This window comes from Nocardia amikacinitolerans NBRC 108937 (genome assembly GCF_001612615.1).
GTDB classification, from domain to species: Bacteria; Actinomycetota; Actinomycetes; order Mycobacteriales; family Mycobacteriaceae; genus Nocardia; species Nocardia amikacinitolerans.
In genome coordinates, this window is the sequence record NZ_BDAU01000003.1 from 44,734 (window position 1) to 69,976 (window position 25,243).

Annotated in this window: 27 protein-coding genes; 13 read left to right on the forward strand and 14 right to left on the reverse strand. The window is 69.2% G+C overall.

Annotation, left to right across the window (positions count from 1 at the left end):
* Nucleotides 1-61 precede the first annotated feature (61 nt).
* Nucleotides 62-1,165 (reverse strand): LLM class flavin-dependent oxidoreductase, encoded by a 1,104-nt coding sequence (locus NAM01S_RS03595; protein ID WP_067779184.1) that lies wholly within the window; start codon nt 1,163-1,165, stop codon nt 62-64.
* Between the two features lie 143 nt (nt 1,166-1,308).
* Between NAM01S_RS03595 and NAM01S_RS03600 the strand changes: the two genes are divergently transcribed.
* On the forward strand, nt 1,309-1,740 hold the full coding sequence (locus NAM01S_RS03600) for a type II toxin-antitoxin system Rv0910 family toxin (RefSeq protein WP_067779423.1): 432 nt from the start codon (nt 1,309-1,311) through the stop codon (nt 1,738-1,740).
* A 73-nt stretch (nt 1,741-1,813) separates the two neighbouring features.
* On the opposite strand, the gene NAM01S_RS03605 is transcribed toward NAM01S_RS03600, so the two are convergent.
* On the reverse strand, nt 1,814-3,349 hold the full coding sequence (locus tag NAM01S_RS03605; protein WP_067779186.1) for a DHA2 family efflux MFS transporter permease subunit: 1,536 nt from the start codon (nt 3,347-3,349) through the stop codon (nt 1,814-1,816).
* Nucleotides 3,350-3,583: 234 nt separating this feature from the next.
* Between NAM01S_RS03605 and NAM01S_RS03610 the strand changes: the two genes are divergently transcribed.
* From NAM01S_RS03610 to NAM01S_RS03620, 3 genes are read left to right on the forward strand one after another with little or no spacing between them, the layout of a single operon-like run.
* Nucleotides 3,584-4,801, forward strand: coding sequence for a trypsin-like serine peptidase (locus tag NAM01S_RS03610; protein ID WP_067779190.1), 1,218 nt, complete (start codon nt 3,584-3,586; stop codon nt 4,799-4,801).
* A 33-nt stretch (nt 4,802-4,834) separates the two neighbouring features.
* Nucleotides 4,835-5,995: a M4 family metallopeptidase gene (locus NAM01S_RS03615; RefSeq protein WP_303755269.1), complete on the forward strand. Its 1,161-nt coding sequence runs from the start codon at nt 4,835-4,837 to the stop codon at nt 5,993-5,995.
* Between the two features lie 16 nt (nt 5,996-6,011).
* Nucleotides 6,012-6,311, forward strand: coding sequence for a protealysin inhibitor emfourin (locus NAM01S_RS03620; RefSeq protein ID WP_157107578.1), 300 nt, complete (start codon nt 6,012-6,014; stop codon nt 6,309-6,311).
* Nucleotides 6,312-6,731: 420 nt separating this feature from the next.
* On the opposite strand, the gene NAM01S_RS03625 is transcribed toward NAM01S_RS03620, so the two are convergent.
* Nucleotides 6,732-7,655 carry a LysR family transcriptional regulator gene (locus NAM01S_RS03625; RefSeq protein WP_067779195.1) on the reverse strand — a complete coding sequence of 308 codons (924 nt, stop codon included), beginning with the start codon at nt 7,653-7,655 and terminating at the stop codon, nt 6,732-6,734.
* Nucleotides 7,656-7,700: 45 nt separating this feature from the next.
* On the opposite strand from NAM01S_RS03625, the gene NAM01S_RS03630 reads away from it, so the two are divergent.
* Nucleotides 7,701-8,243 (forward strand): YaeQ family protein, encoded by a 543-nt coding sequence (locus NAM01S_RS03630; RefSeq protein WP_067779198.1) that lies wholly within the window; start codon nt 7,701-7,703, stop codon nt 8,241-8,243.
* A gap of 209 nt (nt 8,244-8,452) precedes the next feature.
* On the opposite strand, the gene NAM01S_RS03635 is transcribed toward NAM01S_RS03630, so the two are convergent.
* From NAM01S_RS03635 to NAM01S_RS03650, 4 genes are all read right to left on the reverse strand, one after another.
* Complete coding sequence (locus NAM01S_RS03635; protein ID WP_067779200.1) at nt 8,453-8,776, reverse strand: hypothetical protein; 324 nt, start codon at nt 8,774-8,776, stop codon at nt 8,453-8,455.
* A 100-nt stretch (nt 8,777-8,876) separates the two neighbouring features.
* Nucleotides 8,877-9,704 carry an SDR family oxidoreductase gene (locus tag NAM01S_RS03640; protein WP_067779203.1) on the reverse strand — a complete coding sequence of 276 codons (828 nt, stop codon included), beginning with the start codon at nt 9,702-9,704 and terminating at the stop codon, nt 8,877-8,879.
* Nucleotides 9,705-9,803: 99 nt separating this feature from the next.
* Entirely contained in the window at nt 9,804-10,772 is a 969-nt protein-coding gene (locus tag NAM01S_RS03645) for an MBL fold metallo-hydrolase (protein WP_067779206.1), read from the reverse strand.
* Between the two features lie 74 nt (nt 10,773-10,846).
* Nucleotides 10,847-11,740 carry a serine hydrolase gene (locus NAM01S_RS03650; protein WP_067779429.1) on the reverse strand — a complete coding sequence of 298 codons (894 nt, stop codon included), beginning with the start codon at nt 11,738-11,740 and terminating at the stop codon, nt 10,847-10,849.
* 62 nt (nt 11,741-11,802) lie between these two features.
* Between NAM01S_RS03650 and NAM01S_RS03655 the strand changes: the two genes are divergently transcribed.
* From NAM01S_RS03655 to NAM01S_RS03665, 4 genes are all read left to right on the forward strand, one after another.
* The gene (locus NAM01S_RS03655; RefSeq protein WP_067779209.1) at nt 11,803-12,798 is read left to right on the forward strand and encodes a LysR family transcriptional regulator; all 996 of its coding nucleotides are present in this window, start codon (nt 11,803-11,805) and stop codon (nt 12,796-12,798) included.
* A gap of 151 nt (nt 12,799-12,949) precedes the next feature.
* Nucleotides 12,950-13,510: a DUF8020 domain-containing protein gene (locus NAM01S_RS03660; RefSeq protein WP_067779213.1), complete on the forward strand. Its 561-nt coding sequence runs from the start codon at nt 12,950-12,952 to the stop codon at nt 13,508-13,510.
* A 14-nt stretch (nt 13,511-13,524) separates the two neighbouring features.
* Nucleotides 13,525-13,656, forward strand: coding sequence for a hypothetical protein (locus tag NAM01S_RS36315; protein WP_255284286.1), 132 nt, complete (start codon nt 13,525-13,527; stop codon nt 13,654-13,656).
* Nucleotides 13,657-14,305: 649 nt separating this feature from the next.
* The gene (locus NAM01S_RS03665) at nt 14,306-15,493 is read left to right on the forward strand and encodes a lipase family protein (protein WP_245909781.1); all 1,188 of its coding nucleotides are present in this window, start codon (nt 14,306-14,308) and stop codon (nt 15,491-15,493) included.
* A gap of 112 nt (nt 15,494-15,605) precedes the next feature.
* Here NAM01S_RS03665 and NAM01S_RS03670 read toward each other — a convergent pair whose 3' ends face one another.
* Entirely contained in the window at nt 15,606-16,703 is a 1,098-nt protein-coding gene (locus tag NAM01S_RS03670; RefSeq protein ID WP_253798162.1) for an esterase/lipase family protein, read from the reverse strand.
* A gap of 207 nt (nt 16,704-16,910) precedes the next feature.
* Between NAM01S_RS03670 and NAM01S_RS03675 the strand changes: the two genes are divergently transcribed.
* From NAM01S_RS03675 to NAM01S_RS03685, 3 genes are all read left to right on the forward strand, one after another.
* A complete protein-coding gene (locus NAM01S_RS03675; RefSeq protein ID WP_067779219.1) occupies nt 16,911-17,573 on the forward strand; it encodes a TetR/AcrR family transcriptional regulator in 663 nt (220 codons plus the stop codon).
* 72 nt (nt 17,574-17,645) lie between these two features.
* On the forward strand, nt 17,646-18,125 hold the full coding sequence (locus NAM01S_RS03680; protein ID WP_067779434.1) for a cation:proton antiporter regulatory subunit: 480 nt from the start codon (nt 17,646-17,648) through the stop codon (nt 18,123-18,125).
* 3 nt (nt 18,126-18,128) lie between these two features.
* Nucleotides 18,129-19,310, forward strand: a complete 1,182-nt coding sequence (locus NAM01S_RS03685) for a cation:proton antiporter (RefSeq protein ID WP_067779222.1) — start codon at nt 18,129-18,131, stop codon at nt 19,308-19,310.
* A gap of 36 nt (nt 19,311-19,346) precedes the next feature.
* Here the strand turns inward: NAM01S_RS03685 and NAM01S_RS03690 are convergent, their stop codons facing one another.
* Nucleotides 19,347-19,799, reverse strand: coding sequence for a hypothetical protein (locus tag NAM01S_RS03690; protein ID WP_067779225.1), 453 nt, complete (start codon nt 19,797-19,799; stop codon nt 19,347-19,349).
* A gap of 341 nt (nt 19,800-20,140) precedes the next feature.
* On the opposite strand from NAM01S_RS03690, the gene NAM01S_RS03695 reads away from it, so the two are divergent.
* Nucleotides 20,141-20,734 (forward strand): LppA family lipoprotein, encoded by a 594-nt coding sequence (locus NAM01S_RS03695; protein ID WP_067779228.1) that lies wholly within the window; start codon nt 20,141-20,143, stop codon nt 20,732-20,734.
* 20 nt (nt 20,735-20,754) lie between these two features.
* Here the strand turns inward: NAM01S_RS03695 and NAM01S_RS03700 are convergent, their stop codons facing one another.
* The 5 genes from NAM01S_RS03700 to NAM01S_RS03720 form a co-directional block, all read right to left on the reverse strand.
* Nucleotides 20,755-21,588: an RNA polymerase sigma factor SigF gene (locus NAM01S_RS03700; RefSeq protein WP_067779231.1), complete on the reverse strand. Its 834-nt coding sequence runs from the start codon at nt 21,586-21,588 to the stop codon at nt 20,755-20,757.
* Nucleotides 21,589-21,708: 120 nt separating this feature from the next.
* The gene (locus tag NAM01S_RS03705; protein WP_067779234.1) at nt 21,709-22,548 is read right to left on the reverse strand and encodes a glucose 1-dehydrogenase; all 840 of its coding nucleotides are present in this window, start codon (nt 22,546-22,548) and stop codon (nt 21,709-21,711) included.
* 3 nt (nt 22,549-22,551) lie between these two features.
* Complete coding sequence (locus tag NAM01S_RS03710) at nt 22,552-24,339, reverse strand: thiamine pyrophosphate-requiring protein (RefSeq protein WP_067779236.1); 1,788 nt, start codon at nt 24,337-24,339, stop codon at nt 22,552-22,554.
* 38 nt (nt 24,340-24,377) lie between these two features.
* A complete protein-coding gene (locus tag NAM01S_RS03715; RefSeq protein WP_067779240.1) occupies nt 24,378-24,587 on the reverse strand; it encodes a CDGSH iron-sulfur domain-containing protein in 210 nt (69 codons plus the stop codon).
* Nucleotides 24,565-25,218, reverse strand: coding sequence for a HemK2/MTQ2 family protein methyltransferase (locus tag NAM01S_RS03720; protein WP_067779242.1), 654 nt, complete (start codon nt 25,216-25,218; stop codon nt 24,565-24,567). Before NAM01S_RS03720 ends, NAM01S_RS03715 begins: the two co-directional genes overlap by 23 nt.
* Nucleotides 25,219-25,243 lie beyond the last annotated feature (25 nt).

Here is a 25,243-nt window from a genome sequence, read left to right on the forward strand (position 1 = left end):
ACATCCTCGGCGTCACCCGGTGTTCTTGCGCACCAGGCTGGTGCGCAACGACTTTCTCGGGTCAGCCCGGCAGGCTTGTCGCGGTCTCCGTCGCGGTGCGCGCGGCGCGCAGCGAAGCGTGGGTCGGCGCGTCCGGCACGTGGGCGGGCTTGCGCGCGGCGAACTCCTTGCGCAGCACCGGAACGACCTCCTCGCCGAGCAGATCCAGTTGCTCCAGCACGGTTTTCAGCGGCAGCCCGGCGTGGTCGATCAGGAACAGCTGACGCTGATAATCGCCGAAGTGCTCGCGGAAGGTCAGTGTCTTGTCGACGACCTGCTGCGGGCTGCCGACGGTGAGCGGGGTCTGTTCGGTGAACTCCTCCAGCGAGGGGCCGTGACCGTAGACCGGCGCGTTGTCGAAGTACGGGCGGAATTCGCGCACCGCGTCCTGCGAGTTCTTGCGCATGAACACCTGTCCGCCGAGACCGACGATGGCCTGGTCGGCGGCGCCGTGCCCGTAGTGCTCGTAGCGGCGGCGGTACAACTCGATCAGTCGCTGGAAGTGCTCCTTCGGCCAGAAGATGTTGTTGGCGAAGAAGCCGTCGCCGTAATAGGCGGCCTGTTCGGCGATCTCGGGGCTGCGGATGGATCCGTGCCAGACGAACGGCGGCACGTCGTCGAGCGGGCGCGGCGTCGAGGTGAACGACCGCAGCGGCGTGCGGAACCTGCCCTCCCAGTCCACCACGTCCTCGCGCCAGAGCCGGTGCAGCAGATGGTAGTTCTCGATGGCGAGCGCGATGCCGTCGCGAATGTCCTTGCCGAACCACGGATAGACGGGTCCGGTGTTGCCGCGGCCGAGCATCAGGTCGACGCGACCGTCGGCGAGATGCTGCAGCATCGCGAAGTCTTCGGCGATCTTGACCGGATCGTTGGTGGTGATCAGCGTGGTCGCGGTGGACAGCTGGATGCGGTCGGTGCGCCCGGCGAGATAGCCGAGCATGCTGGTCGGCGAGGACGGCACGAACGGCGGGTTGTGGTGCTCGCCCGTCGCGAACACGTCCAGGCCCACTTCCTCGGCCTTCTGCGCGATCGTCACCATCGCCTTGATCCGCTCGGCCTCGCTGGGCGTGCGGCCGTTCGTGGGATCCGCGGTGACGTCACCGACGGTGAAGATTCCGAACTGCACGAGGCCTCCTCGAGCTCATTTGGTTGACTTGGCAACCATAGCAACTCGGCTGGGTTGCCGCATATTCCGACGTGACAGGGCTCACACCGAAGGACCCTGATCGCATCCAAGCCGAACCGTCGGTACCGGATACCATGCGCGGCATGGCAAAGCTCAAGGTCTCCGTCGACGTTCCGATCAGCCCGGAAGAGGCGTGGTCGCACACCTCCAACCTGTCCGAGCTGGACAAGTGGCTGACCATGCACGAGTCGTGGCGCGGCGAGGTGCCGGAAACGCTGACGGTGGGGACCGAGCTGGTCGGCGTCGCGTCGGTCAAAGGCATGCGCAACCGCGTGACGTGGAAGGTCAAGACCGCGGAGCCGCCGCGCAAGCTGGTGCTCAGCGGCGCGGGCAAGGGCGGCACCAAGTTCTCGCTGGGACTTCTGGTGGCCCCCAAGGGATCCGGGTCCGAGGTGACCGTCGACATCGAACTCGGCGGGGCGCCGCTGTTCGGTCCGATCGGCTCGGGCGTGGCGCGCGCGGTGAAGGGTGACATCGAGCGCTCGCTGGACAAGTTCGTCGCGCTCTACGCGTAGCAGGCGCGTCGAAAACGACTCGGGTCCATGGCACAGCGGCCATGGACCCGAATCGCTTGTCGGCGCGCGCTGCTCAGTGCACGAGCACCTTCGCGTCGGCGTCCTGGGTGTTCGCCGGTTTGGTCCGCGGCAGGAAGAACGCCGGGACAAGGGTCAGCACGATGAGGACCAGCGCGACGATGTAGGTGTCGCTGAACGCCTGCGCGGCCTGGTCCAGGCCGGTGGCGATGGCGTCCGGTCCGAGCTGCTGCGCGAGCGCGGGGTCGGAATTCGCGCCGATCGCGGGACCCGCCAGGGTCTGGTCCTTCAGCAGGTTGGTCAGCACCACCGACATGGTCGCGGTGCCGATCGAGCCCGCGGTCTGGTTGATGATGTTCATCAGCGTCGAACCGCGCGCCACCTGCTGGTGGGTCAGCGTCTGGATGGCGGCGGTCATGATCGGCATCATGGTGCAGCCCATGCCGAGACCCATCACGAGCAGCGCGACGCACATGATCACGTACGACGTGTCCGCCTCGAGTTGGGTGAAGAAGGCGGTGCCCGCCGCGAGCAGCACGATGCCGATCATCACGATCTTGCCCGGCCCGTACTTGTCGACGAACCGGCCTGCGATCGGCATGGTGAGCATCGCGCCGAGACCCTGCGGCGCGATCAGCAGACCCGCCGCGAGCGCCGACTCACCGCGCACCTGCTGCAGGTAGCTCGGCAACAGCAGACCCGCGCCGAAGAACGCGATGGCGAACAGCACCATGGTCAGCACGGACGCGGTCAGCGCCTTGTTGCGGAACAGGTGCAGGTCGATGAGCGGATGCTTGGTGCGCAGCGCGTGGAAGACGAACGCCACCAACAGCACGAGGCCGATCGCGGCCGGAACGAGAACCTTCTTCGCGGTCACCGTGCCCGCCTCCGGAATCGTGGAGACGCCGTAGAGGAACAGGGCGAGACCCGGCGAGGCGAGCAGCATGCCGAGGAAGTCGAACGACTCCGAGGGCTCCGGCTCGTCGGCCGGGAAGACGACGTAGGCCAGCACCAGCGCGACGACGCCGATCGGCAGGTTGATCAGGAAGATCCAGTGCCAGCTGAACGCGTCGATCAGCCAGCCGCCCAGGATCGGGCCGCCGATCGGGCCGAGCAGCATCGGCACGCCGAGCACCGCCATCACGCGACCGACGCGCTGCGGGCCCGCCGCGTGGGTCATGATCGTCATGCCGAGCGGCATCAGCATGCCGCCGCCGATGCCCTGGATGACGCGGAAGGCGATCAGCGACTCGATGTTCCACGCGGTACTGCACAGCAGCGAACCGAGCACGAAGAACGTCAGCGCCGCCATGTAGAGGCGTTTGGTGCCGAACCGGTCGGCCGCCCATCCGGTGAGCGGGATGACGGTCGCGAGCGCCAGGGTGTAGCCCGTCATCGTCCACGCGGCGATCGCGTAGCTGGTGCCGAACTCGATCTGGAAGGTCGGCAGCGCGACGGTCACGACGGTGATGTCGAGGATCGACATGATCGCGCCGAGCACGACCACGCCCGCCACCTTGAAGACGGCGGCGTCCAAGGTGTCCGAGGACGGATCCTGTCCCGCCGCCTGAATATCCGGAGGTTGTGTCACCGGTTAAGACTGTCACCTTCTCGCCCGAAGAACCAGCCGATTCTCACTCGCGTCGGCGAAGCGGATGATTCCGGCCGGAAAGATGCTTGTCGTTCGCCCGCTACGCGAGTAGTGGTCCCGCCGGTTTTGACGTAGTCGCCTACGCATGGCGCACGAGCCGCGTCGGCCGACACTTCTAATCGCACGCCCTTCCGGGCAGCGCGAAATCCAATCCATTCCATTCAGGGGCCCGACATGCCGCGCAGTCTTCGTTTCACCGATCCACCCAGCACTCCCGAACAGCTCGCGGCGGCGCCGCCGGATCGCGAGGCCGAGCCGACGGACGGCCTCGTCTTCGAGACGACCGTCGACGTCCCTGCCGACGGCGCCGAGATCGAGCAGTCCTCGGTCGTCGTCCGCGGCTTCGACGCGGGCGCCGCGACGGAGCAGCCCGCGACCGAGGTCCGGATCAGCTACCGGCCGAGCCGCATCGGCGCCCGCGCCATCCCGCCGTCGGTGCCCGCGGAGCGAGTCGATCCCCCCGACGCCGAGATCGTGGCGCGCGAAGAGCGGCGCCTGGAACGCGAACTCGACGGGAAGGTCGCGAGTCCCGAACAGCTCGCCGACCTGGAATCGGCCATCGCACGCGCCGCCGCCGGGTTGCCGCGCATCAGCACCGATGCCGGGGTGCCCAAGCACTTGGCGGTGCGCTCGGTTCCCGAACCGATGCCCGAGGAGGTCCGCGCGACCCGCTTCCCCACCGCCCCGGCGAATCCCTCGCTCGACGCGCCACGGCCCACGACGGTCTTCCTTCCCGAGAACCGACAGGTGCTGTGGGACACGGCGTATCCGTGGGGCTGCAACGGCCGGGTGACCACCGGTAACGGTGCGGGTTCCGGCGTGATGGTCGGCCCTCGGCACCTGCTGACCGTTTCCCACGTGATGGTCTGGAACAACGACGGATCGGTGGGCTGGCTGGAGTTCGTGCCCGCCTTCTTCGATCGCGAGCCGGGGCCGTTCGGGAAGGCGCACGCGATCCGGACCTACTACCACCGCAAGGTCACCGGCGGCCTCGACGAGGACGAGCGGCGTCACGACTACGTCGTGGTGGTGCTGAACTGGCGGATCGGCGATCGGACCGGGTGGCTGGGGTCCAAGTCGTACACCGACGCGTGGGACGGCCAGACCTGGTGGAGCCACGTCGGCTATCCCGCCGACTTCGGTGGGCTGCGCCCGACCTGGCAGAGCAGCATTTCCCTCGACGGCCACAACGCGCATGCCGATTCGAACCAGGAGATGCACCACTGGGGCGATGTCGCGGTCGGCCAGTCCGGTGGCCCGTTCTTCGCCTGGTGGGACGGGGTTCCGCACGCCGTCGCGGTGCAGAGCTCGCACGACAGCGGACGCAACTACGCGAGCGGAGGCTCCTACATTCCCAACCTGATCAACCGTGCTCGTTCCGAATTTCCCTGACAATCCGTCCATTTCGCAACGAAGGGAGCCGCCGTGATCACCCCAGCGGCACGCCGCAACTGCATCATCCCGCCCTATGTCCTCGACATCTTGCTCCAGAGCCCGAATCCCGAAGTCCGCGGAGCCGCGATCGAAACCCTCGTCTCGGACACGCGCATGCGCACCGAGCGTCGCCTGACCGCCGCGATGCCCCTCGCCGCACCGCCGACCGACGCCGCCCGCACCGTCTTCGACTGCCGTTCGTCGCGCAATCTCGCCGCGGCACGCCAGGTCCGCGGCGAATCCGGCGCGGCGGTCGCCGACGAGTCGGTGAACCGAGCCTTCGACGGCCTCGGTACGACCCGCGCGTTCTTCGCCGAAGTCCTGCAACGCAAGTCGATCGACGACCGCGGCATGCAACTGCACGGCTACGTGCACTACGGCCGCCGATACAACAACGCGCTGTGGGATGGCAGCCGGATGATCTTCGGTGACGGCGACGGGCAGGTGTTCACCGACTTCACCAAGTCGCTCGATGTGATCGCCCACGAACTCGCGCACGGCGTCACGCAGTTCACCGCCGACCTCGTCTACGAGAGCCAGTCCGGTGCGCTCAACGAGTCGATGTCCGATGTGTTCGGCTCGCTGGTGAAGCAGTGGAACGCGAAACAGACCGCGGACAAAGCGGATTGGCTGATCGGCGCGGACATCTTCACCCCCGCCATCGGCGCCGACGCGTTGCGTTCGATGAAAGCGCCGGGGACGGCGTGGAACGAAGCGCTGTTCGGCAAGGACCCGCAGCCCGCCCACATGGACGACTACGCCGATCTGCCCATTTCCGAGGACGGCGACTGGGGTGGTGTGCACACCAACTCCGGTATTCCCAACAAGGCGTTCTATCTGGCCGCCGTCGAAATCGGCGGCTACGCGTGGGAGGCGCCGGGGCACATCTGGTACGAAGCGTTGCGCAACGCGCACAGCCGGACGGATTTCGCGGAATTCGCCGAGCTGGCCGTCGCCGGGGCCGGCCGGGTGTGCGGCGCGGGCAGCCGGGAGCAGGACGCGGTGCGTTCCGCGTGGGCACAGGTCGGCGTCGATGTCGCGGGGAGAAGGGACGCCCGCGACGGCGCGGCGGCGAAACAGATCGCCGATCTGACGGCACAGATCAAGTCGCTGGCCGACCAGGTCGAACTGATTTCCGCCGAGCGGCGCTAGAGCGGGCGTGGTGCCCATGAAAGTCACGCTGACGACATCGGGTGGGCAGCTCCCCGGACTGCCCACCCCTGCGACGATCGTCGATACCGCCACGCTCGCGGCGGCCGACGCCGATCGACTGGCGCGCGCGGTCGCGGCCGCGGTCGCCGCGGACGACACCGCGCTTCGGACGTTCCGCGCGCCCGACGCCACCAGCTACCGCCTGACCATCGAAACCCCCGACGGCACCGATGTTCTGATCGGCTCCGACGGTGCGCTGAGCCCGGCGCTCGCCGAGTTGCTCGATGTGGTCGAGCAACTCGGCGCCACCTCCTGATCCGCGCGGCGCGAGATCGGCTCGGCGGGCACGGGTCGAGCTACCGGTCCCGCGCGGTACCACATCGGCTCGGCACACACCAGCCGACATCACCGGCTCCGCGCGGTTTCACCGACTCGGCGCACACCAACCCACATCACCGGCCCCACGCGGCGACCCGTCGACTCGCATACCAGCCGGGATCACCGGTCCTGTGCGGCGATTCACCAGTTCGGCGCACACCAACCCACATCACCGGCCCCACGCGGCGACCCATCGACTCCCATACCAGCCGAGATCACCGGTCCCGTGCGGCGATTCACCAGTTCGGCGCACACCGACCGACGTCACCGGTCCCGCGCGGCACTACATCGGCTCGGCGAACGCCAGCCGACATCACCGGTTCAGCCCGGCCTCATCGACTCCCGCGCACAGCCGAGATCACCAGTCGCGCGCGGCGAGCAGCAGGTGGCGGCGTACCCGTTCGACATGGCGGCGGGGCGAACTACCGGGACGGCGGGCCAAGAAGGCGGTGTTGATCGGTGGGTCCTCCGGTTCGAGCAGCGCTGTGACCGCGCCCGAGGCGAGTTCGCGCGCGCACAGGTAGCGCGGCACCACGCTGACGCCCGCGCCCGCGACCACACCGGCGAGCACGGCGCGCAGGTCGCCGATGATCAGCGCGGGCTCGGCCGTGAGGCGGGTGTCGAAGACGTGGCGCCAGTAGCGGCGCAGGATCGGCAGGTCGGCGGCATAGGAGAGCAGCGGTAGCCCGGCCAGCGCCGCGGGATCCCCGGCGCGCAGCCGCTCGGTGTCGATGCGCCGCGCCACGACGGGGGCCGCGACGAGGACGAACTCCTCGTCGGCGAGTGGTTCGGCGAGCACCGTGCGGCCGCGCGGGCGGGTGGTCGCCACGACCAGGTCGTAGGTTCCGGCCCGGAGACCGGCGAGCAGGTCGTCGGTGAGGCCCGCGGTGAGCGTCAGCCGCACGCCGTCGGCCACCAGCGGCGCCAACGCGGGCACCACCATGGCGGCCAGCAGTTCGGCGGGCCCGGCCAGCAGCACCGGCGGTTCGGGCAGCGCCGCCTCCGGCTCGGCGCCGCCCGCGATCGCTTCCAGCGCGTCCATCGGCCCCGCCAGCCGGGCGGCCAACTCGTGCGCCGCGGCCGTGGCCGCCACCCCGCGCGGCAGCCGATCGAACAGCGGACGACCCAGCCGCCGCTCGAGCATCTGCAATTGCGTGGTCACCGTCGGCTGCGACAGCCCGACCTGCGCGGCGCCCGCCGTGATCGACCCCGCGCGGTACACCGCGAGGAAGGTCCGCAGGTGCGCCAGATCCGCCACGCCATTGGTCCGCCGATCTGCCACGGCGAAAGTCTATTGCCCAGCACCCCTCGTTAAGCTTCTGCTCCTATGGCTCTCAGCGCGACACTGCACACGTTCACCGTTCACTTGGCCGATGTCGATCGCGGCGTCTACGAGGAGCTGGAGTTGCGGGTGGCGCGCCACCCTTCCGAATCGGCCGAGTTCATGCTGACGCGGCTGCTGGCCTACTGCCTCGAGTACGAGGAGGGCATCGCCTTCAGCGACGGCGGCGTGTCCTCCACCGACCAGCCGGCCGTGCTGGTGCGCGACCTCACCGGTCGCCTCACCAGCTGGATCGAAGTCGGCGCACCCGACGCGGAACGCGTGCACCGCGGCAGCAAATCGGCCGAACGCGTCGCCGTTTACACCCACCGCGACCCCGCCAAGGTGCTCGCCCAGCTCACCGGCAAGCGCATCCACCGCGCCGCCGACATCCCCGTCTACAGCTTCGACCGCTCCTTCGTCGACGCCGCCGTCCCGGCCATCGACCGCCGCAACACGGTCACGCTGTCCATCACCGAACGGCTGCTCTACCTCGACCTCAACGGAACCGTCCTGAGCACACCGGTCGAAGAGCACCGCCTCACCTGACCGCGGGGCACTCCGCACCAGCAGCCGGACGATGCACGCCGGGGGTCGGCCGTTCCGATCGAATCGACACCCGGTTTCCGCCGCTAGGGAAGAAGGGTTGGGCCGCAACCGATTCGGTATCCGTGCGCGGCTCGCCGTGTTCGATTACAGATCGAAACGACGACGGCCCTCCGCGCGCTGGGCAGCGGAGGGCCGTGATAGCGGGACGGTTACCTGCACACACCGTCGAAGGCGGTGCCCTCGCGGGTGACGACGCCGTCCAGGATCGAGCACGCCGTGCCGTCCGCGACGGGCACCCGAACGACCGCCAGCGTGCGCGGATCCACGCACGGCGCCTTCGGCGAACGGAAGCCCGCGGCCGCCAGGCTCGAGTTCAGCTGGTAGCCCGCGGACTCGCAGGCCTCCTTCGCCGCCTGCAGGTAGGCGTCGGTGGCGGGGTCCGCGGAGGCGTACCCGGCCCCCGTCACCGGGAGCACGGCAGCGATGACGGCTCCGGCGAAGAAGGTGATCCGGCGGTGTGCGAGTTTTGTCATGGCCGAGATCTTATGGGCTGAACCCGGTTTCAAGAACAATTCGGGCTGCGAATTCGCAGACCGAGTCCTGCAGAGCGGGACGGCCGAGCGTTCGGCCGGTTCAGACCTGCCGCCACTTCTCGTCGTCCAGCATCACGCTGGCCTGCGGCCCCATCAGCAACATCCCGCCGTCCACCACGAACGACGCGCCGGTCACGTATCCGGCGGCGGGCGTGGCGAGGAACGCGACGACGGACGCGACCTCGCGCGCGTGACCGGGGCGGCCGAGCGGCACGCCGGGGCGTGGCTGCGAGCGCGGGTCCACATCCTCCTGACCCGTCATCGGCGTCGAAATCTCCCCCGGCGCCACGGAATTCACCGTGATGTCGTGCTCGGCGAGTTCCAGGGCGAGTACCTTGGTCAACGCGCCGAGCCCGGCTTTGGGCGCGCAGTACGGCGCCGCGCCGACCAGCGGCGCGTGCTCGTGCACGCTGGTGATGTTGATGATGCGGCCGCCGTGCCCGCCCTCGATCATGTGTTTGGCGGCGCGCTGTGAGCACAGGAACGCGCCGTCCAGGTCGACCGAGAGCACGTGACGCCAGGTGTCGAAGTCCATGTCCATGGCCTTCTGCGCGGAACCCGTTCCCGCGCAGTTGACCAGGACGTCCAAGCCGCCGAGTTCGTCGGCCAGTTCGTCGATGACGGCGGCCGAGGTGGGCAGGTCGCCGAGGTCGAGCTGTCGCACGGCCGCCGTGACGCCGCGCTCGCGGGCCTCCTCGGCGGTCCGTTCGGCGCCCTCGGCGTCGGTGTGGAAAGTGATGCCCACGTCGGCGCCGCCACCGGCAAGCGCGACGGCCACCGCCGCGCCGATACCGGAGTCCGACCCGGTCACCACGGCGCGCAGCGGCGCGCCCGCACGTTCTTCGGGAAGCGGAGCTGTAGTAGCCATGCTCGCCGCATACCCGACCTCCCAGCCGCCACACTCCGATCACGAGACCACGGGTCGACGGCCTTCTTCGGCGCCGAAGCCGGACGTGGCCTGCTTCGATCAGCCGAATCGGTAGGGCGTCAGGTACTCGGGCACGATGACCTCCGTCTCCGGGCTCGCCGCGCGCACGGCGGCGATCAGCGAGTCGCGGCGCTGCGCGCTCTTTTCGTCGGTGCGCGGCGGGTTGGCCAGCGGGGATTCGAAATCGTCCCAGTGCACGGAGACCACCGTGCGGGGGTAGTCCAGCGCGCGGGTCAGTCGCGCGGCGTAGTCGTGCGTGGCGTCGCTCGAGTTCACCGCGATCATGGCGACGTCGGGCGCGGCGCCGGTCAGGTTGCGTTCGACGAAATCGCTTGCACCCATGAAGAACACCGAGGGCCCGCCGTCGACGCGCAGCAGGAACGCCAGCGTGTCACCCTCTGGCAGATCGGCGATGGTCGCGGGGCGCTCGGGACGGCTGGTCCGCACGCCGGGGAAGGTGACCGAATACCGGCCGGTCCGGCTGTGCAGCGAACCGACGATCTCCACGGTGTAGCCGCCGAAATCGAGCACCTCGCCGCCGCGCACCACGCTCAGTTGCTCGGACGGCACGTCACAGGCCTGCGCCACGTGATAGGTCGTCAGGGTGCCGAAGACCCGTGCGCCGCTGCGCGCGGCGATGTGCGGCACGTCGTTGAAGTGATCCCAGTGGGTGTGCGTGACGAAGACGTACTTCGGGTTGCCGACGTGCGGGTCGATCGCGGCGGGATCGACCCGCAGCGGCGCGTTCGGGTCGAAGGCGCCCGCGGCGAGACCGACCGGGTACCTGCTCAGGTACGGGTCGATGAGCAGCGTGTCGCCGCCGATGTCGACGCGCCAGCCGGAGACGCCGAGCCAGCGGAATTCCGCGTTTCCCGCGCCGGGCAGGCGAACCGGTGCGCCGGAATCGCGGCCCGCGAGGAACGCGCCCGCCGCACCGACGGCCGCGACCCCGGCGCCCGCGGCGGCGGTGCGAAACATGGTGCGGCGGTTGATCCGTGGAGATGTCATGGCGACGAGACAAGCAGGCCGTCCCGGGTCTCGTCCAAGATCGAAAACGTGCCGTGCCGATAGGTGATCGAATATCAGGCCTGGTCGGAACCACCGCGGAGGGCGTCGACGGCGAGCCGCGCCGATCGCGCCATGGCCAGGTCGACGTCGATGCGGCGGGTGGCGAGCTCGTCGCTGCGCGCGAACACCGCCACCGCGTAGCGCCCGCCGTCGGGGTACTCGAGGACGCCCGCCTCCATGTGCAGTCCGGGCAGCGTGCCGGTCTTCGAGGCGACAAGCACCTCGTCCGGGAACGCGGCCGCCAGCCGGGTCCAAAACATCTGGCGCCGCAACAGATCTCGGGTCGCGGCGCAGGCCGCCGGACTGCCCGCCTCGTCGCGCCAGATCATCCCGAGCAACCGGGTGATCTCCCGCGCGGTGCTGGAGGTGGTGTGCTCGGGCCGGAAGACCCGCATGTCCGCCACCCGCTCCCTCGGCAGGCTCGGGAAGATCGCGGCGAATTCGGCGGCGGTGCGCGCGCCCACGTCGGCGAACATCGTCTCCAGCAACTGGCGCGGTCCGCCGATCACCCTGGTGGCGCCCAGCCCCAACTCGGCGGTGAGCAGCGCGGGCGTGTCCGGTCCGATCCTGCGCAGCAGCAGATCCGCGGCCGTGTTGTCGCTGACCGACATGGTGAAGTACGCGAGATCGCGCAGCGACATCTCCACGTCGTCGGCGCAGCCCGCGGTGCCCCAGCCACCGAGCCGGTCCGCCGCGCGCACCAGCACGCGTTCGGTCGGGTCGAGCTGGCCGGCGTCGACCTGCCTGCTGAACTCCAGGATCAGCAGGATCTTGAAGATCGAGGCGATCACCACCTGGTCGTCGGCGTCGACGCCGATCTCGCGCCCGTCGGCCAGGTCGACGGCATGGAACTGGCCGCGCACGGGCAGCTCGGCGAAGATCTCGCGAATGCGTTCCTCGGGTGACACAACGGCCAACGCTAACCGGCCCGCGCCGGAGCGCCCGATATCCGATCGCCTATCGTCGGCCGATGGACCTCGCCCGGCACTTGCGCCACTTTCTGGTGGTGGCCGAGGAGATGCATTTCGGCAGGGCGGCCGAGGTGCTCGGCATCGCGCAGCCGCCGCTGAGCCAGTCCATTCAGCGGCTGGAACGCGAGCTCGGCGTCGCGCTGTTCGATCGCTCACGGCGGGCGGTGCAGCTGACGACCGCGGGTCAGCTGCTGATCGGGGAGGCCCGCGCATTGCTCGCCGCAGAACAGCGATTGCGCACGGTGGCGCGCAAGGCGGCTGACGGCAGTCTCGGAACGCTGCGCGCGGGTGTCCCACCCGACACGCCCGCCGCGGTGCTGCACCGCCTGCTTCGCGAACTCGCCGCGCAGGCCGCCGGACTCACCGTGGACCTGCACGAACTCACCACCGCCGAACAGCTCCGTCTGCTCGCCACCGCGGAACTCGACGTCGGATTGGTGGAGCATCCGGTCGACGTGCCCGACCTGCGCTGCGGGCCCACCGCCGAGCTGCCCCTCGGCGTCGCACTCCCCCGCACCTCGCCGCTGGCCCGCCTACGCGAGGTGAGCCTCGCCGACCTCGCCGGACACGAGCTGATCCTCTTCCCGCGGGCCACCGCTCCGGGCTGGCACGACGAATTGCTGTCGGTGTGTCACACGCACGGATTCGTTCCTGGACCGGTGCGGCACGCCCGGAATCCCGAATTCCTGTTCGGACTTGTGCTTTCCGGCAACGGTGTCGCCCTCACCAGGGAGGCGCTGGCCCGCCGCGAGCCGAGGGTGGCCTGGCGTCCGCTCGTCGACCGGCCGCTGCGGCTGCGCGTCGGCGCCGTGTGGCCCGAGACCGCGCCGCACCCGGCCGCACCGCGCTTCGCGCAGGTCGCCGCCGATGTTCTGCGCGATGGCGCCGGGCCGGTTCCGCTGCCCGCGCCGGAGACGCCGACCGGGCCGTGGTCGGTGGTCTACACCGTTCACCCGGCGCAGCGCGGCGACCGCGATCCGGCCGCACGGCCTTGATAATCGCGATACCCGGAAAGCGTTTTCCGAGTGGAGATTTCGCAAAACCGCCCGTTTCGCACGGCGGGACGCGAGAATGAGTACGGCCGAGCACCGGCCTCTTGGGGACGCATCGGCTGTCTTGCCCGAACGAAACACGTAGGGAAACACGATGAGAGTCAATCAATTCGCCGCTTCCGCCCTGCTCGCGATCGGGGCCATCGGCATCTCCGCGGGCGCCGTCAACGCCCAGCCGACCGATCCCGCCGCCGAGGTGTCCGTGCGCGGCGTCGACCAGGGCATCGGCTACACCGCAGGGCCGACCTCGGACGGCAGCGGCATCGTCAGCACCGTCGAGGGCGGCGCGTTCACCCTCGCCGGTGACGCGCGGACGGTCACCCTCGCCGACGCCTCGGGCCGCATCGTCGCGACCCTGCCGATGGGCTTCACCGCCCACGGCCAGACCTTCGGCCTGACACCCCGCATCACCGACGCGGGCCGGACCCTCACCCTCACGCCGGCCGGCGCCCCGGCCGCGACCACACAGCACCTGCGCCAGCTCGTCGACTACGACGAGACCGTCGCGCGCAAGCAGCACAACGCCGTTGTCGGCGCGCTGATCGGCGCGGGCATCGGCGCGGTGCTCGGCTTCTTCCTCGGCGGTGTCGGCGCGCTGGTCACCGTCCCGATCGGCGCGGGCATCGGCGCACTGATCGGTTTCTCCACGCCCTGACGAAGATTCACCGAGTGCCGTCACCGGACCCCGGTGGCGGCACTCGGCGGCTCTGGACCGATCTCGGTTTCCTCGCTTACTGGGTCGCGACGGCGCTCGGCGCGCTGAGTGTCGGCACCGATCCTTTTCTGCGCCAATGGAACTAGTCTTTCTCGGGCTCGACCTCGCGGCCATCGGCATCGGTCTCGCGAGCCTGATCGCCGCCATAACCACGATAATGGTCACTTCCACGGAACGCGGCCGAGCCCCCGATGCTGGATGATCGCTACCGCCCGTTCCGAGTGGGTACACTTCCGTGATCGCGATGGTTCCCGCTGATCACGACCGGTTCGACGATCACCTCTCCGTCGCTATGTTGGGTCCGAATTCTACTCGGGCGCAACAACCTTCGATCCGCACCCGCAGGTCGCGCCGAGAAACGCGGACGGCCGCACCCTTGTGAAATCGCACAGTGGAGCGTCCGTTCCACTGTGAGAATCACCAAGTTCGGTGTGTCGTTGTCCTCGATACGATCTTGGTTGCGATATGTTCGCCGCGGATAGTGGCCGTCGCCTGCGGCCTCGGGCAGCCACGGAGACGAAGGAGGTGCGCCAAGCCTCGCACGACCATCCGCCGCGAGGGGCGGTGGCGTGCACGCGTCTCCAGCGACCCATTCCATTCGACCGCGGTGCACGCGGTGACCGAAGTCGCTCCACTGCGTCGTTCCCACCCTGCCAAATACGTCACCGATGTCCGCCGCGGCCCCTCATCCCACGGTCGTCCATCGGCGATACCCCGATGCCCGAAAGAAAGACCGTGTCCAGAGTCACGACTCGAATATTGATCCTCGTCTCGAGCATCCTGTCGCTAGGCGTCCTGTGCGCCCCGGCGCAGGCCGAACCCCTTTATCCCGAACCCGATCCGGATCCGTTCTACAGCGCGCCCGCCGATCTCGCCGCGCTGCGGCCCGGTGACGTCGTCCGGACCCGCAAGATCGACACCGGCCTCTACGTAGGCACCGAGGGCTGGCAGGTGGCTTTCCGCTCCACCAATTCCGGCGGCAACCCCATCATGGGCATCACCACCGTCCTGCTCCCCATCGGAGTGCGCAATCCACCCCTGGTCTCCTACCAGGCACTGATCAATTCGCTTGGCTCCCGGTGCAATCCGTCGCGCTCGCTGTTCAACGGCGAACTCCAGGACGGCCCCGGCGCGATACTGCCGATCGGCCGCGGCTGGGCCGTCTCCCTTCCGGACTACCTCGGCCCGACCGTCGCCTACGGCGCGGCCAAGCTCAGCGGCATGATCACGCTGGACAGCGTGAAGGCGGTGCAGAAGGTCACCGAACTCGGTCTCGGCACTTCGCCGGTCGCGATCGCGGGCTACTCGGGCGGCGGCATGGCCACCGCGTGGGCGGCCGCGCTCCAGCCGACCTACGCGCCCGACCTGAAGCTGACCGCCGCGGTCGCAGGTGGCATCCCCGCCGATCTCGAGCAGATGGCGCTGGGCCTCGGCTTCGAACCGCACCCCGGCTTCGGCCTCGCCTTCGCCGCGGCGATGGGCCTGGAACGGGAATACCCCGACCGGCTGCCGATCTCGGATCAGCTCAACCCGAACGGCCTGTGGTTCCGCGAGTTCACCCACGACGCCTGCCGCCGCTTCCTGCTCTTCCACGGCGCCTTCCGCAGCGCCGAGCAGATGGCCGCGTCCAAGAGCCTGATGGACAGCCCGGAGGCCCGAGAAGTGCTGTACGAGAACAGCTTGCGCCACTTCGAAGGCGTGCCGACCGTGCCGACCTACCTGTGGCAGGGCCGCTACGACACGCTAACGCCGTTCGATTCGGTCGCCGAGGTCGCCGATCGCTACTGCAAGGCGGGCGCCCCTGTGCAACTGGTGCCCTACGACATCGCCGAGCACATGACCGCGGCCGCCGCCGGATTCGCCGACGCGTGGAACTACGTCGAGGCGCGCTTCCGCGGTGATCCGGTGCCGACCAGCTGCTGACTTCGGCATCACCCAGAAGGGGACGCCTGCCATTCGGCCGGGCGTCCCTTTCGTCGTTTCCGGCCGAGCGATCGGACTGCCGCCCAACCGGTCCCGGTGCGTCGCCGACAGGTCAGAGCGAACCGCCGCCGCCGATCATCCACGGGTTGAACGCGCAGGTCAGCTCGATCGACGCCTGTGGGTCCAGGGCGCGCAGCGCGATGGCCGCGGCGCGCGGCGAGTACATGAGCGTCAGGTGATCGGACATGTCCTGCTCGCAGCCGTCCTGCAGGGTGATGTTCTGCACGGGTGCCTCCGGACCGGGCCGCAGGAAGGTCCATTCGAACGGGTTCGAGATCTGATCGTGCCTGGTGCCGACCGCGGTGTACTCGATGCCGGGCACGGTGTCGCCGTCCCGGTTCAGGTTGGCGTAGAACTCCGAGCCGACGACCTGCTGGATGTTGGCCTGGCCGATCAGCGGCCGGTAGAAGCCGAGGATGTTCAGTCCCAGGTTGGTCATCAACCGTCCCAGCGTCGCCATGCCCATCAGCGAGGTACCGTGGTTGGTGCCGCCGAAGGAGATGAGCTTGCCCACCTTCTCCGCGCCGCCCTCGAACTTCAGGTACTGGCTGGAGACCGGCCCGCCCTGCGAATGGGCGACGATGTCGACCTTCTCGGCGCCGGTGGCGGCCAAGATCGTGTCGACGTAGTCGCGCAGCTGGCGCGCCGAATCCTCCATCGGGCCGACGCCGTAGCGGCCGGGCAGCAACGGTCCGAGACCGCCGCCCTCGAACAGGCTGGAGCGACCGAAGTTGAAGGTGAAGACGCAGTACCCTTCGCGCGCGATCCGCGGCGACAGGTAGGCGAAGGTGTCGTAGGCGTTGAGCCAGGTGCCGTGCACCAGCACGACGGGCCGCGGATGTTCGGCGCTGGGACGACAATCCGGCTTGTTCGCACCCGCGGGCGCGGCGTCGGGGTGCGACAACCCGTTGACGAAGGCCGCGAGGAACGCCGACACCTCGGGCCCCTCGCCGATCACCCGGGAAGCGTGGCTGCGCGCGGCCGAACCCGAGCCGCTGCCGGTGTCCACGATCGGCTGCGGTCGCCTGCCATCCGGCGCCGGCCGCAGCCCGGCACCGATCAGATCCGCGAGCTGCTGCTCGACCGACGCGCTCGCGGTGGGCTCGGGTGCGGCCGCCGCGGGGCCGATGGCATGTGTGGCGCCGAGCACTGTCACACCGACGACGACTGCCGCCGTGAAGACACCCCGCAGTCGAGCCTTAGGTCTGTGTCTGGATCGGGCAAGAGAGACGACCCGCATGGAATCACGCTCCAAAACTAGCGGTGAAAGTTTTCCGATCGACCGTAAGGCCGATAAACTAGCAGCGCAAGTTTTTGTCTCCTGCGACAATGCTGCGACAGGACAAGGAGGCAAACCGTGGCCCGACCCCGCCACCCGCTGCTCACCCGAGCGCGCATCGTGGCCACCGCATTGGCCCTGCTCGACGCCGAGGGCATGGCGGCGGTGTCCACCAGGCGCATCGCCGCCGAGCTCGGCGTCCAGGGGCCGTCGCTGTACAACCACGTAGGCACCAAGGACGAACTCATCGACGCCATCGCCGACACGGTGCTCGGCGAAGTCGACACCGGCATGTTCGCCACGCTCGGTCCGGAGAACTCGGATTGGCGTACGGCGCTGTGGGATTGGGCCTACTCCTACCGCGCCGCCATGGCCGCCCATCCGCACATCGTCCCCGCGCTGGCGGGCGGGCCAGGCCATCGCCCCAACGCGCTGCGGATCGCCGACGCGGTGTTCGGCGGCCTGGTGGCGGCGGGCTGGCCGCGCCGCGAGGCCACCACGGTCGGCGCGCTGATGCGCTACTTCATCACCGGCTCCGCGCTCGCGTCGTTCGCCGCGGGGTTCCCGGCCGACGCGACGGTGTACGGCGGCGACTACCCGCACCTCAGCGAGGCCCATCTGCTCGCCGATCGGCAACACCGCATCGATGAGGACGCCTTCGAGGTCGGGCTGCGGGCGCTGCTGGACGGACTCGACGACCGCTATCGAGCGGTCCGCGCCGCGCTGCCCGATCGCCGCTGATTCGCTACCCGCCCGCAGGCGACCGTTCCCACGACGCGGAACGAGCCCGAATTGTCCGGATAGGGTGGAGTGGTGAACGTAGAGGTAACACCCTTGCCGGGTATTGGTGTCCGCAAAGACTTTCCCTTGAAGAACAACCGACGGGTCGGCGTGATCGACCACCGCGACGGCACTGTGGACCTGATCGTCAGCAAGCCCGACAACCCCGACGTCACCGACCAGATCTCGCTCACCCGGCGCGAAGCGTCGTTGCTCGCCAACTTGCTCGGCGCACCGCAGGTGGTCGCCCAGTTGCAGGAGGAGCACCGCGAATTCGACGGGGTGACCACCCGGCAGCTCACCGTTCCCGCAGCCTCCCCCTACGCGGGCAGGCCGCTCGGCGACACCGGAATGCGCACCCGCACCAAGACGTCCATCGTCGCGGTCGTGCGTGACGGACACGTGATCGCCTCGCCGGGACCGGAATTCGTGTTCGACGCCCTCGACGTCCTGATCGTCGTCGGCACCGCGGACGGTCTAGCGGCCGCCACCGTCATCCTGACGGACGGCTGAGGCGTGGTGGCACACGAAACCGCGCTCTCGCTGATTCAGCTGGGCGCGGTCTTTTTCGGCCTCGGCCTGCTCGGCCGCATCGCCGCGCGCATCGGCATGTCGCCGATCCCGTTGTACCTGGTCGGCGGTTTGATGTTCGGCACAGGCGGTCTCGTCGAACTGGACCACGTCGATTCGTTCATCCACCTGGCCAGCGAGATCGGCGTCGTCCTCCTCCTGCTGCTGCTCGGCCTGGAATACACTGCCGCCGAACTGGTCACCGGCATGCGCCGATCCTGGGCGGCCGGTGTCGTGGACATCGTGCTCAACGCCACCCCCGGCGTGCTCGTCGCGCTCTACCTCGGCTGGGGTCTGGCCGGCGCCATCGCGATGGCGGGCGTCACCTACATCTCCTCGTCGGGCATCGTCGCCAAGGTGCTCAACGATCTCGGCAGGCTTGGCAACCGGGAGACACCCACGATTCTGTCCATCCTGGTGTTCGAGGACCTGGTGATGGCCGGCTATCTGCCGGTGCTGACGGCGGTGCTCGCGAGCGCCGGATTCCTGGCCGGTCTCACCACGGTCGGAATCGCCCTGCTCGCCGTCACGGTGGTGCTCGTGGTCGCGCTGCGCTTCGGGCGCTACGTCTCGATGATCGTGGACAGCGAGGATCGCGAGATCTTCCTGCTCAAGCTGCTCGGCTCGGCGCTGCTCGTCGCGGGTCTGGCGTCCGCGCTTCAGGTCTCGGCGGCGGTGGGCGCCTTCTTGCTCGGTATCGCGATCTCGGATTCGACGGCGCACAACGCCACCAAGATCCTGGAGCCGTTGCGCGACTTGTTCGCCGCGCTGTTCTTCGTGCTGTTCGGACTGAGCACGGATCCGGCGACCATTCCCCCGGTGCTCGGCTGGGCTTGCCTGCTCGCCGCGGTCACCACGGCCACCAAGGTCGCCACGGGCTGGTGGGCCGCCAAACGTGCGGGCACCTCGCGGTACGGACGGGCGCGCGCGGGCACGGCGTTGGTCGCGCACGGCGAGTTCTCCATCGTCATCGCGGGATTGGCGGTCACCGCGGGCGCGGTGCCGACCGAGTTCGCCGCGCTGGCGACGACGTACGTGCTGCTGATGGCGGTGCTCGGCCCGATAGCGGCGCGTGTGGTGGAACCCGTCCTGGTGTGGCGCGACCGTCGCGCGGCCCGTCCCGCCTGACGGAGCGAGCTTTCGGAAGCGCCGCGACGCGGCCCCTCAGCGTAGCGGTGCCGTTGTGGTGTTCGACCGGCCGACGTACTCGTCGTTGAGCAGGTGATAGGCCTGCCCGAGATCGGTCAGCGCCCGCCGCCAACGGGTTTCGGCGTCGGTGCCGACGGGGTTGCGGCTCAGCTCCAGCAACGCCGTGGTGGCATCCGCCGACCGGGTGGCCGCGGCGAGCAACACCGGCGCGGGCTCGGCGGTGGCGTCCTCGGCCATCGCGCCGATGCGGTCGTGCAACTCCGCGGCGTCGGCGCACATCCGCTCGGCCGGGTCCTCGGGCACCGGAACGGCATGGCGCGGTTCGCCGCCGACCACGCGGCGCAGCAGACCGACGAGCAGCGCCCGCTCGGCGGCGGCGTCCCTCGGGCCGTCGGAGGGCGGGTCCACCGTGTCCGGGTCGATGTGCAGTATCGCCAAGACGGCCCGCAACTGGGCGATGGTCACCACGTTCTCGCCCCCTCCCTGCCCCGCGCCGGGCGACCGATGTGTTCGTCCGCCTGGAAAGTCCCCGTCAACGCACACCCCTTCTCGTCGGCCGCGCGCGACGCGCGAACCTCCGTCGCCGCCGGGCCGGGGATAGTGTTTGCCAGATCTTCACTGAACGAGGGCCAAACTATCCAAAACCTCGGCGGATGTCTCGGGAATCGACATCTAAAAGAGCGTCTCGCGGGGGTGGCGGGCACGGTAGCGGCGCGTCGCGATCCGTGCCCGCGCGTCGCCGGTCGCGAATAGGATTGCGCGGGAAGCAGGCTCGCGATCGGTGCGGCCGCGGAAAGCGTGGGGAGACGATGGCGACCGGACCGCGACGGCAACCCGCCGCACTGCGCTCGATCGCCGCACTCGCGGTCGCCTGCCTGACGACCGGCGGCTGCGCCACCCTCCTCGGCGAGCCCGCCCCACCGCCGTCCGCCGACGAGATCGCGGCGGCCGCAGCCGAATTGACCGAATTGCCGTCTTCCGAGGTCGCCGAACAACAGCTCGCGTCGGTCGTCGAACAGATCGTGGCCGCCGCCTCGGCGCTGGAACCCGCGCTGCGCTGGGGCTTCAGCGAGGAGCGTGGAATCGGGCCGTGCTACGGGCCCTACGCGCACACCGACGGGCGACGCGTCGTGCTGCCGCGCTACCACGCCGAGGGTTCGCTGCCCGATGCCGCGTGGCCCGGGTTCCAGGAAACGGCCCGCGAGCTGGCCGCGTCCGCGGGCGCGACGGATATGCGGCCGGGCGGTAGCTCGTCACCCGATCGGCACGTCGCGTTCGAAGGCGGCGACGGCGCGGCGTGGGACAGCAATACCGAACTGTCGATCTTCGCGGACAGCCGGTCGATGACGATCACCGCGGTGGTGGGCTGTCGGCTACCCGCCGACAGACGACCTGCCGAGTAGCGATCGTGTCGAGCTGAGGATCAGGCCGCCACATGCTCGGCGTCGTCGCCGAGCGCCCGTTCGCGCAGCGTCTTCAACGTCTTCGCGAGGACGCGCGAGATCTGCATCTGCGACACCCCGAGACGCTCGGCGATCTGGGCCTGGGTCCGGTTCTCGAAGAACCGCATGACGAGCACCTGGCGTTCGCGCTCCGGCAGTGCGGCGATGAGCGGACGCACCGCCATCGCGTCCTCCAGCAGCCGGTAGCAGGGTTCCTCCGCGCCGAGCGTTTCCACGGCGGCGCGCGGCGAACCGTCGTCGTCGTTGTCGCGCGAGCCGGCGTCCAGCGAGCCCGCCTGGTAGCCGTTGCTCGCCACCAGCGCCTGGGTGATCTCGGTGAGCTCCACATCCAGTTCGGCGGCGAGTTCGCGGGCGGTCGGCATGCGACCGAGCCGCTGCGCGAGCGTGTCGGTGGCGGGGCCGATCAGCTGCTGAATCTCCTTGAGCCGCCGCGGAACCCGCACCGACCAGGTGCGGTCGCGGAAGTGCCGCCGCACCTCCCCCATCACGGTCGGCACCGCGAACGACAGGAAGGAACTGCCGCGGGAGACGTCGAAGCGATCCACGGCCTGCACCAACCCGAGGCGGGCGATTTGGTGCAGGTCGTCGAACGCCTCGCCGCGGCCCGCGAAGCGCCGCGCGATGTGTTCGGCCAGCGGCAGGCACATCCGGACGATGTCGTCGCGCAGCCGCTGCCGATGCGGGTCGTTCTCGTCCAGGCTCGCCAGCTTCTCGAACCACGGCTCGGCGTTGTCGTAAGAGTCCATCCGGGCGGTGTCGTCGTCCGCGATGCCCACGGTCGATTCATGCTTCATCCGATGTACCTCGTTTCCAACCGAATTCGACTCTGGTGGGGTACCCGCGTCGTCGTTATCGAAACGTGATCGCAAAGAAACCGGGCCTCACCTGCCCCGACGACCACCGCCGCGGACGGATCAGAGAATGGGCCGCCCGCCGGTCACGGCGAGCCGCGCGCCCGAGATGTAGCTGCCGTCGTCGGAGGCGAGCAGCACGTAGGCCGCGGCGAGTTCGGCCGGTTGTCCCGCCCGCCCCAGCGGCGTGTCGTCGCCGAACTTCGTGACCTTCTCCACCGGCATGGTCGACGGGATCAGCGGCGTCCAGATCGGTCCCGGCGCGACGCTGTTGACTCGAATCCCGCGCTCCCCCAGCAACTGCGCCAGGCTGGCGGAGAAGTTCGCGATGGCCGCCTTGGTCGCCGCGTAGGGCGCGAGCGTCGGCGAGGGCATGTCCGAGTTCACCGACGAGCTGCCGATGATCGACGCGCCCGAAGGCATGTGCGGCAGAGCGGCTTTCACGAGATAGAAGTACGCGCCGACGTTCAGCTTGAAGGTGTGGTCGAACTCCTCGTCGGAGATCTCCTCGAGGGTCTCGTGGGTCATCTGATAGGCCGCGTTGCTGACCAGCACGTCGATCTTGCCGAACTCCCGCACCGCGCGATCGATGACGGCGCGGCAGTGCGCCGGATCGGCGAGATCACCCGGCACCAGCACGGCCTTGCGGCCCGCCTGGGTCACCAGGTCGGCGACCTGCTTCGCGTCCTCGTCCTCGTCGAGATAGGAGATCAGCACGTCGGCGCCTTCCCTGGCGAACGCGATCGCCACCGCGCGCCCGATGCCGCTGTCGGCGCCCGTGATCACCGCCGCCTTGCCGGTCAGCTTGCCCGAACCGCGGTAGCTGTCCTCGCCGCAGTCCGGCACCGGCGTCATCCTGGCCTGGACGCCGGGGACCTCTTGCTGCTGCTCCGGAAAACCCATTGGTCAACTCCTCCTGATGAATTCCTGCGCTTTGGCTTTCATGCCCTGGGTGATGAAGCGCCTTGCGTCGGGGTCGCCGCGTAGCACGGCTTCGGCGGTGTCCTTCAGCTGCTCCCAGGTGGCGTGCGGCGGAATGGGCGGCACTTCGGGATCGCAGAGCACATCGAGCAGTACAGGACCGTCGGCGTGCAGTGCGCGATCCCAGGCGGGACCCAGGTCCTCTGGCGCCTCGACGGTGATCGCGGCCAACCCCATGACCCTGGCGACCTCCGCGTAGGAGACCTCGGGAAGCGATTGCGACTCCTCGAATTTCGGCGCGCCGCCCATCGCGCGCAGCTCCCAGGTGACCTGGTTGAGATCGTTGTTGTGGAAGACGCAGACGATCAGCCGCGGATCCGACCACCTGCGCCGGTAGCGGGCGATGGTGAGCAGCTCGGCGAGCCCGTTCATCTGCATCGCGCCGTCGCCGACCAGCGCGATCGCGGGCCGGTCCGGGTGGGCGAACTTCGCGCCGATGGCGTACGGGACGCCAGGACCCATCGTCGCCAGCGTGCCGGACAGCGAGCCGCGCATCTGGCCGCGGAAGCGCAGGCACCGGGCATACCAGTTGGTCGAGGAGCCGGAATCCGCGGTGACAATGGCGTTCTCGGGAATGCGTTCGGACAGTTCCCAGACCACGCGCATGGGGTTGAGCGGTCGCGCCTCCAGCATCGACTGCCGTTCGAGCGTCTCCCACCAGCGGGCCACGTTCTTCTCCACCTTCTCCCGCCACGACCGATCGGTCTTGCGCTGGATCAGCGGAATGAGCTCGGCCAGCGTGGATTTCGCGTCACCGACCAGATTCACCTCGGTCGGGTACCGCATGCCGATCATGGTGCCGTCGATATCGATCTGCACCGCGCGCGCCTGACCGAACTCGGGCAGGAACTGCGAGTAGGGGAAGCTGGAGCCGACGATGAGCAGGGTGTCGCAGTCGCGCATCAGCTCGTAGCTCGGCCTGCTGCCGAGCAGTCCGATCGGCCCGGTGACGAACGGCAGGTCGTCGGGAAGCACGTCCTTGCCGAGCAGCGCCTTCGCCACACCCGCGCCGGTGCGATCGGCGATCTCCACGACCTCCGCGGCCGCCGAGCGAGCGCCCTGGCCGATCAGGATCGCGACCCGCGATCCGGAATCGAGAATCTCCGCGGCGCGCCGGATCTCGTCGCTCGCCGGGATCACCCGCGCGGGCGGCAGCGCGCCCGGCGGACTGGAGGGCACCTGCTTGAAGGCGTGCTCGGGCGGCTCGTACTCCTCCTCTTGGAGATCGGAGGGGATGATCACGACCGTCGGCGCGCGCCGCGTGATGGCGACGCGGAACGCGCGGTCGAGCGCGTTGGGCAACTGATTGGCGACATTGACTTCGACCACGTAGTCGGCGACGTCCTGGAAGAGGTTCTGCAGATCCACTTCCTGCTGGTAGCTGGCGCCCATCGCGCTGCGCGCGGTTTGCCCGACGATCGCCACCACCGGCACGTGATCGAGTTTGGCGTCGTAGAGGCCGTTCAGCAGATGGATCGCGCCCGGTCCCGAGGTGGCGGCGCAGACACCGGCGTTGCCGCTGAATTTGGCGTAGCCGGTGGCCTCGAACGCCGACATCTCCTCGTGCCTGGCCTGGATGAAGGCCGGGTCGTCGTCGGCCCGTCCGAAGGCGGCGATCAAGCCGTTGATGCCGTCACCGGGATACCCGAAGACCTGCTGGACATTCCATTCGCGCAGTCGTCGCACGACATAGTCGCCGACCTGTTGACCCATGGTTCCTCCTGTCCGTGCGTCGTTGTCGGAATCCGTCCTCAGGCGGTGCCGCGGCGGTGTTTGCGGTGGCTGGTGTCACACAGGGGGTAGTTCGCGGAGCGGCGGCACAGGCAGATCGCGACCTGGAAGCGGTCGCAGCGGATCGTCTTGCCGTCGGCGGTAACGAGTTCCACCGGTCCCTCGACGAGAGCGGGGCCGTCGTCGGTGAAAGTGACTCGCCTGCGCTCATTTTCGGATTCGATCGGCACGGATCACCACCAGATCTTCCTTGTCCTGGCCGGGTTCGATGAGTCCGATCGAGGCGAGCCAGTCGGCGCGCCCGCGCAGCACCGGCCCGAAGGGGACGGTGTGGCGGGCCACGATCGCGGCTTTCAAACCGGTGTCACGTAATTGGGTCAGCGTGCTGTCCGGATCGGACAGCATGGAGTGCACGACCAGCGCCGCACCGCGGGGTTTCAGCAGTTCCGGCATCATCCGGCACAGCCGGTCGAGCGCGGCCCGACCGGACGCTCCCGCGTTCCACGCCCGCGCCGGACCGTGGTGCCCCGCACCCGCAGGCGCGGGGACGTAGGGCGGGTTGGCGAGAACGAGATCGAAGCGGCGTCCGCGCAGCGCGCAGCTGAAGTCGCCGCGGATCACCTCCGCCCCGATCCCCCGGATCCGGCAGTTCAGCCACGCCGACACCGCCGCGGAGCGGGAGATGTCCACGGCGGTCACCGCCGCGGCGCCACTGCGCGCGGCCGCGATGGCCAAAGCCCCGCTTCCCGTGCACACGTCCAGCACATGCCCACCGCGCGGAATGCCCGCCTCGGACAGCGCCCTGGCCAACAGCCAGGTATCCATTTGCGGGCGATAGACCCAGGGCGGGCGAATCAACATCACAGAGGCCGGATAGCCGGAATGC

Bases quoted from the DNA above. Each gene is read 5' to 3' on its own strand.
- NAM01S_RS03610 (WP_067779190.1), top strand. From the start codon at position 3,584: ATGCCGCGCAGTCTTCGTTTCACCGATCCACCCAGCACTCCCGAACAG.
- NAM01S_RS03635 (WP_067779200.1), bottom strand. From the start codon at position 8,776: ATGACAAAACTCGCACACCGCCGGATCACCTTCTTCGCCGGAGCCGTC.
- NAM01S_RS03655 (WP_067779209.1), top strand. From the start codon at position 11,803: ATGGACCTCGCCCGGCACTTGCGCCACTTTCTGGTGGTGGCCGAGGAG.
- NAM01S_RS03700 (WP_067779231.1), bottom strand. From the start codon at position 21,588: ATGAAGCATGAATCGACCGTGGGCATCGCGGACGACGACACCGCCCGG.
- NAM01S_RS03720 (WP_067779242.1), bottom strand. From the start codon at position 25,218: ATGTTGATTCGCCCGCCCTGGGTCTATCGCCCGCAAATGGATACCTGG.
- NAM01S_RS03695 (WP_067779228.1), top strand. From the start codon at position 20,141: ATGGCGACCGGACCGCGACGGCAACCCGCCGCACTGCGCTCGATCGCC.
- NAM01S_RS03600 (WP_067779423.1), top strand. From the start codon at position 1,309: ATGGCAAAGCTCAAGGTCTCCGTCGACGTTCCGATCAGCCCGGAAGAG.
- NAM01S_RS03640 (WP_067779203.1), bottom strand. From the start codon at position 9,704: ATGGCTACTACAGCTCCGCTTCCCGAAGAACGTGCGGGCGCGCCGCTG.
- NAM01S_RS03630 (WP_067779198.1), top strand. From the start codon at position 7,701: ATGGCTCTCAGCGCGACACTGCACACGTTCACCGTTCACTTGGCCGAT.
- NAM01S_RS03710 (WP_067779236.1), bottom strand. From the start codon at position 24,339: ATGGGTCAACAGGTCGGCGACTATGTCGTGCGACGACTGCGCGAATGG.
- NAM01S_RS03645 (WP_067779206.1), bottom strand. From the start codon at position 10,772: ATGACATCTCCACGGATCAACCGCCGCACCATGTTTCGCACCGCCGCC.
- NAM01S_RS03660 (WP_067779213.1), top strand. From the start codon at position 12,950: ATGAGAGTCAATCAATTCGCCGCTTCCGCCCTGCTCGCGATCGGGGCC.
- NAM01S_RS03620 (WP_157107578.1), top strand. From the start codon at position 6,012: ATGAAAGTCACGCTGACGACATCGGGTGGGCAGCTCCCCGGACTGCCC.
- NAM01S_RS03705 (WP_067779234.1), bottom strand. From the start codon at position 22,548: ATGGGTTTTCCGGAGCAGCAGCAAGAGGTCCCCGGCGTCCAGGCCAGG.